A 5,260-nucleotide genomic window follows, 5' to 3' on the forward strand; every position below is an offset into this window, starting at 1 on the left:
CGGCCGGCTGCGGTGGTCAGGATTTCTTTCAAAGCGGTCAATACGCCGTCGGGCGCCTCTGCCATCAGGGCGTGCCCGAAGGGCAGCGTCACCACCGTGGGTGCGAGCGCATCGCGCAGCGCTTGCGAGGCCTTCGGCGTAGTCATCTGGTCCTTGCTGCCCAGCAGCAGCCATGCGGGGCAGGTCAGGCGCTGCGCGGCGCCAGCCAAGCCCGCGTAGCGATCGCACACGCCAAAGTCGTGATGGAACAGGTTGCCATGGCCGGCCTCGGCATAGCGCGACTGCATGCGGCGCATCAGCGCACGATTGCCGCCGTGCAGCCAGCTGCCCGGCCCTGGCATCGAAGGCTTGGCGGCGAGGCCGGAATGCGAAAACGCGTTGACGCTGTCGATCGCGGCGAGCGGGTCGTGCAGCGCGGTTTGCAGCAACGCGGCCGACACCGGCATCGGGTAGGCCGTGGCCACCATGACGAGGTGGCTGGCGCGCTCGCCGAGCCGAGCCGCGCTCTCCAGCGCGATGAGCGAGCCCATGCTGTGGCCGACCAGCGCGCAGCGCGAGGCACCCGCGGCGTCGAGCAGGGCCACCGTCCAGTCCGCCAAGGTCTCGACATCGGGCAAGGCCGTACCGGCGCTGCGTCCGTGTCCCGGCAGGTCGACGGCGAGCACGGCATGGCCGTGGTGCGCGAGGTAGCGACTCTGCAGCGCCCACACGCTGTGGTCGCCCAAGGCACCGTGGATCAGCATCACGGTGGGTGTGGCGCCGTCGAAGGGTTTACCGCCGGTGTAGGCATAGGCCTCGCGGCCGTTCACCGTGAGCCTCATGCCGACTTCTCCGCAAGCTTGAGAGCGCGCTTCAGGTCGTCGATCAGATCGTCGGCATCTTCGAGGCCGATCGACAGGCGAATCGTGCCCGGCGTGATGCCGGCCTGCGCCAGTGCGGCGTCGTCCATGCGGAAGTGCGTGGTCGAAGCGGGGTGGATCACGAGCGAGCGGCAGTCGCCGACGTTGGCGAGGTGCGAAAAGATCTTCAGCGCTTCGATGAAGGCGCGGCCTTGCTGGCGTGCGCCCTTCAGCGCAAAGCTGAACACCGCGCCCGCGCCACGCGGCAGCAGCCTTTGCGCCAGTGCATGGTCGCGGTGCGTGTCGAGATCCGGGTAGCCCACGCTTGCCACCATCGGGTGCGCCGCGAGAAAAGCGACCACCTTGCGCGTGTTCTCCACATGCCGCGCCATGCGCAGCGGCAGCGTCTCGATGCCCTGCAGCACCGTCCACGCCGTGTGCGGGCTCATGCAGGCGCCAAAGTCGCGCAGGCCCTCGCGGCGCGCGCGCAGCAAGAAGGCGCCGACCGTGCTTTCGTCGGTGAACACCATGCCGTGAAAGCCTTCGTAGGGGGTGGCGAGTTCGGCAAAGCGCCCGCTGCGCGCATGCGCGGCCGCCCAGTCGAACGCGCCGCTATCGACCAGCACGCCGCCGACCACGGTGCCGTGGCCGCACAGGAACTTGGTGGCCGAGTGGTAGACCAGGTCGGCGCCATGCTCGAAGGGCCGCATCAACCAGGGCGTGGTCAAGGTCGAGTCCATCAGCAGCGGCAGGCCGTGTTCGTGCGCGAGCGCGCTCACGGTGGGGATGTCGAGCACGTCCAGGCCCGGGTTGCCGAGCGTCTCGCCGAACAGCAGCTTGGTGGTCGGGCGGATCGCGTTGCGCCAGGCGTCGATGTCGTGCGGCGCGACGAACGTGGTGTCGATGCCAAAGCGCGCCAGCGTGTAGTGCAGCAGGTTGTGCGAGCCGCCGTAGAGCGCCGCGCTCGAGACGATGTGCGAGCCGGCCCCGGCCAAGGTGGCGATCGCCAGGTGCAGCGCCGCCTGCCCGCTGGCCGTGGCGATGGCGCCGATGCCGCCTTCGAGCGCCGCGACCCGTTCTTCCAGTACCGCGTTGGTGGGGTTCGAGATGCGCGAATAGACATGCCCGGCGCGCTCCATGTTGAACAGCGACGCAGCGTGTTCGCAGCTCTGGAACACGAACGACGTGCTCAGGTGCAGCGGCACCGCGCGCGCACCGGTGGCCGGGTCGGGGGCCGCGCCGGCATGCAGCGCCAGGGTGTCGAAACCAGGGTCTGAGGCGCCGGGCATGGGGTAGTTTCGCTGGGGTCGGGGTCGCAAATTGTGGGCTATATTGACTTGGCGCTGCGTGCCAGCAACCGGCACATGTTGCGAGCCAAGGAGACGGCAATGAAGGTCAGCGACATTCTGCGAGTCAAGGGCGGAACGCTCTTCACGGCCTCGCCCGACCAGCCCCTGGCCCAAGCGGTGTCGACCATGGCCGAGCGCGACATCGGCTCGCTGGTCGTCATGGATCACGGTGAACTCACCGGCGTGCTGACGTTTCGAGAGGTCATCCAGGCGATCGTCGGCAACGCAGGCAGCCTCGGCACCTTGAGCGTCGGCGCCGTCATGGACGACCATCCGCTGACCTGCACGCCCGACACCGAGATCGACGAAGTGCGCCGCATGATGCTCGGGCGCCATGCGCGCTACATGCCGGTGATGACCGAGCGCACGCTGATGGGCGTGATCTCGTTCTACGACGTCGCCAGGGCGGTGGTCGATGGGCAGGATTTCGAGAACCGCATGCTCAAGGCCTACATCCGCGACTGGCCGGTCGAAGACGGCCAGCCGGACCCGGCGCAATTGCTCTGAAGCACCCCACGGCCATGGCGGCCTTCAAACGCCGTGACGCAGTTGGCAGCATGGCTCGGCGCGCTGTGTCGTGGTGTTACCGCCTCAGTCGCGCTTAAGCTGATCGGTAGATGCTGCCTGCATGCGTTGCAGGAGAGCCGCCATGAAGGTTCATCAAGCGATCCGTGTCGTCGGCTGGGGCTCGCTGATGCTCAGCTGCGGCCTGGTCGGTGCCGAACCATTTGCGCCCACGACGATGGCGTCGTCCCCCAGCGTCGATCCGGCGCCGCTTTCGACACCGCTGCGTATCGACGGATCGTCGCTCGCGCGCGCCGGCCTGGCACGCGCTGCGAGCGATCCGCGGCCGACCGATCGCACCGCGACGGCATCGATCACGATCATCGAGCTGCCGCGCTCGGGCCCACCCAACAACGGCACACCGGGCTCGCAACGCGCGCACCACGCGCTCAGCATCGACTCCGAGCGGCCGGCACGCATGCTTCGCTCGCTGGGGCTGGATGCGAGCCATTGCGCCACCCGCCTGCGCATGCCGTCCAAGCTGCGCCGCGACGGCGAGGGCGTCAACCTCGATGTGCAGGCGCACGTCGGACTTGCCTGCCGTTTCTAGCAGCAGGCGCTGCGCGGCGGTGACACGGGCGGTTGCGGGGCCGCTGTCACAATGACGGCACCCCTGAACCCGCCTCTTCGACCATGTCCGGCAGCACCCTCGGCCACCTGTTTCGCGTCACCAATTTCGGTGAATCTCACGGCCCGGCCATCGGTTGCGTGATCGACGGCTGCCCACCCGGCATGCAGCTTTCCGAGGCCGACATCCAGCCTGAGCTCGACCGCCGCCGCCCCGGTACGTCGCGCCACGTCACGCAAAGAAGCGAGGCCGACGCGGTCGAAATCCTGTCCGGCGTCTACCAGGGCAAGACCACCGGCACGCCGATCTGCCTGTTGATCCGCAACACCGATCAGCGCAGCAAGGACTACACCGACATCGCGCAGAGTTTTCGGCCCGGCCACGCCGACTACACCTACTTTCACAAGTACGGCCTGCGCGACCCGCGCGGCGGCGGCCGCAGCTCGGCGCGTCTCACGGCGCCGATGGTCGGCGCCGGGGCGGTGGCCAGAAAATGGCTGGCCGAGCATCACGGCATAGCCTTTCGCGGTGGCATGGCGGCACTGGGCGAGATCGAGATTGCCTTCGAGGGCTGGCAGCATGTGCGGGGCAACCCTTTCTTTGCGCCCAACGTCAGCCAGATCGCGCAACTCGAAGAGGCCATGGATCAATTGCGCAAGGCCGGCGACTCGGTCGGCGCGCGCATCGTGGTCCAAGCCACCGGCGTGCCGGTGGGCTGGGGCGAGCCGCTGTTCGACAAGCTCGACGCCGACATCGCCCACGCCATGATGGGCCTCAACGCCGTCAAGGGCGTCGAGATCGGTGCCGGCTTTGCCAGCGTCGCGCAGCGCGGTTCGGTGCATGGCGACGAGCTCACGCCGGCAGGTTTCCTCGGCAACAACGCGGGCGGCATGCTGGGCGGCATCAGCAGCGGCCAGGACATCACCGTGGCGATCGCCATCAAGCCGACCAGTTCGATCCGCACACCACGGCGCTCCATTGACCTGCAGGGCCAGCCGGTCGTGGTCGAGACCTTCGGCCGTCACGATCCCTGCGTCGGCATCCGCGCGACACCCATCGCCGAAGCCCTGCTCGCGCTGGTGCTGATGGACCACGCGCTGCGCCACCGCGCGCAGTGCGGTGACGTGCGCGTGCCGGTAGCGCCGATCGCGGCGCACGCCGAAGGGGCGTGAGCGGCGCGAGCTCCAAGCCCGGCGCACGCCCGAGCGCGGGCGAGGGCGCTGCACCCGCTGCATCGACCGACCGTGTCGCGGGGTTGCTGGCAGGCCGCCAGCCGAAGATGGCGGTTCGCGGCAAGATGCCTTGCATGACGTCCCGCCTGACCGACCTTCTCGCGCGCCTTGCGTCGCCGATGTCCCGGCCGCGCGCCGGCCGACTGATGTGTGCCGCGGCGCTTGCCACACTGCTGCTCGGCGCCGCCCGCGCCGACGACGGCGACGCGCGCCAGTACGTGCAGTTCGTCGAGGAGTTCGCTGGCAACTGCGTCGCGCGCCAGGGCGTACAGATCCTCGTCAAGAACAGCCACCCGACGCGCACGCTGCGCGTCTGGCTCGATCGCTGGCACATGGGCGTGGGCACCGGCGACCGTTCGCGCTCCGAACTCCTGCCGGGCGCCGAGCCCGAGGCGCTGGGCTGTTCGCGCAGCGTCAACGGCCCGCAGGAGTGGCGGATGGTGCGGGCCGAGTTTGTCGACTGAGAACGGTCGCCAATCTTTGTTACGTGGCGGGGGCGTGGCGACAGCCTCTTGACACATGCGGGTTGCCCGGCGGTGATAGCCTCACCGAGTGGTTGCTGCCGGCGCCACGCAATGACCAGCGCAGAGTCGCTCCCTTCGACCCCGTTTGCGGCAACTTCACCGGAGGCATGGATTGAACAGCCACCAAGTTCAGTTCTACGACAGCGACGCCTTTCTCGTGAAGACGGTGTTCGATTTCATCGAG

The 5,260-nt window shown here is 68.6% G+C and carries 6 protein-coding genes; 4 read left to right on the forward strand and 2 right to left on the reverse strand.

Features of this window, described 5'->3' with window-relative positions:
• Nucleotides 1–821, reverse strand: an 821-nt coding sequence (locus RMO12_RS00030) for an alpha/beta hydrolase (RefSeq protein WP_309637743.1), incomplete at its 3' end; no start/stop codon positions are given.
• Entirely contained in the window at nucleotides 818–2,128 is a 1,311-nt protein-coding gene (locus RMO12_RS00035; protein WP_309637744.1) for an O-acetylhomoserine aminocarboxypropyltransferase, read from the reverse strand. The genes RMO12_RS00030 and RMO12_RS00035, both read right to left, overlap by 4 nt.
• Before the next feature lie 99 nt (nucleotides 2,129–2,227).
• On the opposite strand from RMO12_RS00035, the gene RMO12_RS00040 reads away from it, so the two are divergent.
• The 4 genes from RMO12_RS00040 to RMO12_RS00055 all read left to right on the forward strand — a co-directional run bounded on the left by RMO12_RS00040 (nucleotide 2,228) and on the right by RMO12_RS00055 (nucleotide 5,016).
• Nucleotides 2,228–2,695, forward strand: coding sequence for a CBS domain-containing protein (locus tag RMO12_RS00040; RefSeq protein WP_309624256.1), 468 nt, complete (start codon nucleotides 2,228–2,230; stop codon nucleotides 2,693–2,695).
• Between the two features lie 142 nt (nucleotides 2,696–2,837).
• Nucleotides 2,838–3,302, forward strand: coding sequence for a hypothetical protein (locus tag RMO12_RS00045; RefSeq protein ID WP_309637745.1), 465 nt, complete (start codon nucleotides 2,838–2,840; stop codon nucleotides 3,300–3,302).
• 83 nt (nucleotides 3,303–3,385) lie between these two features.
• A complete protein-coding gene (gene aroC / locus RMO12_RS00050) occupies nucleotides 3,386–4,492 on the forward strand; it encodes a chorismate synthase (protein WP_309637746.1) in 1,107 nt (368 codons plus the stop codon).
• Between the two features lie 134 nt (nucleotides 4,493–4,626).
• Nucleotides 4,627–5,016, forward strand: a complete 390-nt coding sequence (locus RMO12_RS00055) for a hypothetical protein (RefSeq protein ID WP_309637747.1) — start codon at nucleotides 4,627–4,629, stop codon at nucleotides 5,014–5,016.
• Nucleotides 5,017–5,260: the final 244 nt, after the last annotated feature.

It is taken from the genome of Methylibium sp., from assembly GCF_031393925.1.
Classification (GTDB): domain Bacteria; phylum Pseudomonadota; class Gammaproteobacteria; order Burkholderiales; family Burkholderiaceae_C; genus Methylibium.